Raw genomic sequence first — 2,422 nt, forward strand, 5'->3', positions numbered from 1 at the left:
CGTCAGAGCTGTTTCATCGGCGATTGCCGCAAAGAGCTGATTCATCGGTGAGCTTGGGGAGGCAGCGGCCGAAAGTGCGATGTAGTGCGGCTTGTCCGTCAGCATCGCCTTGAATTTCAACTGGCCGAGAACGCCGTTCCACGCGGCCGCGAACTCCTTGCCGTAGCGATCAAGAAGTTCGGGGCCGAGCTTGAGCAATTGCTGGTTGATATCGCCTTGTTCGCCGCCGCCCCCGAGAACCCACTGCTCGTCGACAAGCATCTGCGCAATGCGCGACAGTTGCCGGAGATAGAAGGTGTTGAAGCCGGAATGAGTATAGATGCCGGGAATACGAAGCCCTGACAGATCGCCGCCATCGATGCGCTCGAACAGCAGCTGCGCTTCCGGCCCGCCTTTCTGAGACAGTGAAAAATCGTCCAGCACCGCTGCGTATATAGCCGACTTGATCAAGGCCGAAGCGCGATCGGCAAGGCTCATACGCCCGAGTGAACGTTGAGCGGCGTCGACAAGCGGCTGGTTGAGTTCGAAGACCGGATCATAGGCGTCGTCCAATGCCAGCATGGCGCGCAGGTGCTTTTGGAGCTGCTCGCGTCCTTCGCGATTGTTTTCGCCCGGATATCGGTTCTGCTCCCAGTCCCGCTTCATCCACGAAACGATCAAAGCGTCATCGACCTTCGGTGCCTTGCCGCCAAGCATCAGATAGATTTTCAACGGTTCGTAGAGGGCGACGGGATCGGCCATCTTGGCCTGGATCGTCCGCTCGGCCTGGATCAACAGGCGCGATCGGAGCAGTCGCTCCAGCGCCTGCCGATAGGCTGTTTTGGATGCCGAAAGAAGTCTCTCCCTCTGGCTGAGGCCGAACGTCTCCTCTAACGGTGTCGGCAAGTCACCGGTTTCATACCCGGCCGGCAGATCGCGCAACTGGTCAAGCGGGCCGATGACGTTTTCAAGGTCGACATCGGTGACCGTGCTGGCCTTGAGCAACGGGGCCGCCGTCTCGCGATACTGGCCCATGGCCAGCGTTGTGGAGGCGATCAGCGACCGGTTGGAAGCAAAGCTCAGGGCGAGCGTACCCAGTGCGGCGGCGGCGATCGTCAGATTTGGTGGCCTGGGTGCCATAACGCTGATCGCCGCACGCCTTGCAGCCGATTTGTCATACGAAACCCAGCCCGATTCGGCAAAAATGACGTCCGTCAGCAGATCATGCAAAAAGAAGCTTTTGCCGGTTCCAGAAAGGTGAGGGCGGGAATTGCCACCGAAATTGCGCCCGATCGCGCCCAGCACCTGATCGATAGGCGTGCCCTCTTGCGTGCCGGACGAAAAATACAATCCACGCAGGCTGACATTCACCTGGCTGCGTCCGGGATTGAACAGAGCGGCGACAAAGCTGGTAACTCGGCCCTTTAGTGCGCCGAACTGTGCCGGAAAACCGAAGATGGAGATGCGCGTGACGGGATCAGTCTCTTCCTGGAGGCGGTCGGCCATCTCGTCGGCCAGTCGTTTTGCCAGCGCATCGAATTCGGCAGGGGCTCCAGCGGCCATGTTCCTGTCGCGCTCCGCGGTCTGGAATGTCGCGCCCCACACCTTGCGCCTTCGTGACTCGTCGAAACCGCCGAAGTAGTCCATGAAACCGGAGACAAGATCGGCCTTGGTGAAAATCAGATAGACTGGAAACTGAACTTTCAGCGTCTCGTGGATTTCCCTCAGCCGGTTGCGTATCTCGGCGACGTGGGTATCTAGCTGCCGGTCGTCGAAGCTCATCAGATCGGCAAGGCTGATGGCCAGGATGACGCCGTTTATCGGTTGCCGGGCGCGGTGCTTCTTGAGCAGTGACAGGAAGGAGAGCCAGCTCTTCTTGTCGCTCTCAGCATTGGAATCCTGCGTCGTGTAGCGACCTGCGGTGTCGATCAACACGGCCTGGTCGGTAAACCACCAGTCGCAGGCACGTGTTCCGCCAATGCCGGCCACCGGTTGGGCGTCTCCTGAACCGGCAAGCGGAAAATTCAGCCCCGAATTGACCAGTGCCGTTGTCTTGCCGGCACCCGGCGGGCCTATGACGACGTACCAGGGGACGTCGTAGAGGAAGTTGCGCTTGCCGCTCGACCCTTTGAGCGCCGCCAAGGCCTCATTCATGCGGGCTTCGAGCAGCCGCCCATCGTCATCATCGCGGTCATCATTGTGCGCAACGACGGTTTCGAGCGCTTTTTGCGCCTTCCTCCCCTGCCAGAAACGCAGCCCGTGAACAAGCGCCAGCGTCGCCACGATTACACCGATGATCGTTGCACGCAGCCAGGCAGGCCCGAGCGGCCGGCTATCGGCAAAGCGGATCAAGGGGCCGGCAAACCATATGGCCGTCGCGAAGCCGATCAGCGCGGTCATGCTGAATATCCGCAGCAGCCAACGCGTCATGGATGCTTCCAGC

1 protein-coding gene is annotated in these 2,422 nt (G+C 60.2%); it reads right to left on the reverse strand.

The genetic code is table 11. The features are described from left to right. On the reverse strand, nt 1–2,409 hold a 2,409-nt coding region (gene tssM, locus EN925_RS32000; RefSeq protein ID WP_128337208.1), incomplete at its 3' end, for a type VI secretion system membrane subunit TssM. Nucleotides 2,410–2,422: the final 13 nt, after the last annotated feature.

The organism is Mesorhizobium sp. M7A.F.Ca.US.006.04.2.1 (genome assembly GCF_004022915.1).
GTDB classification, from domain to species: Bacteria; Pseudomonadota; Alphaproteobacteria; order Rhizobiales; family Rhizobiaceae; genus Mesorhizobium; species Mesorhizobium ciceri.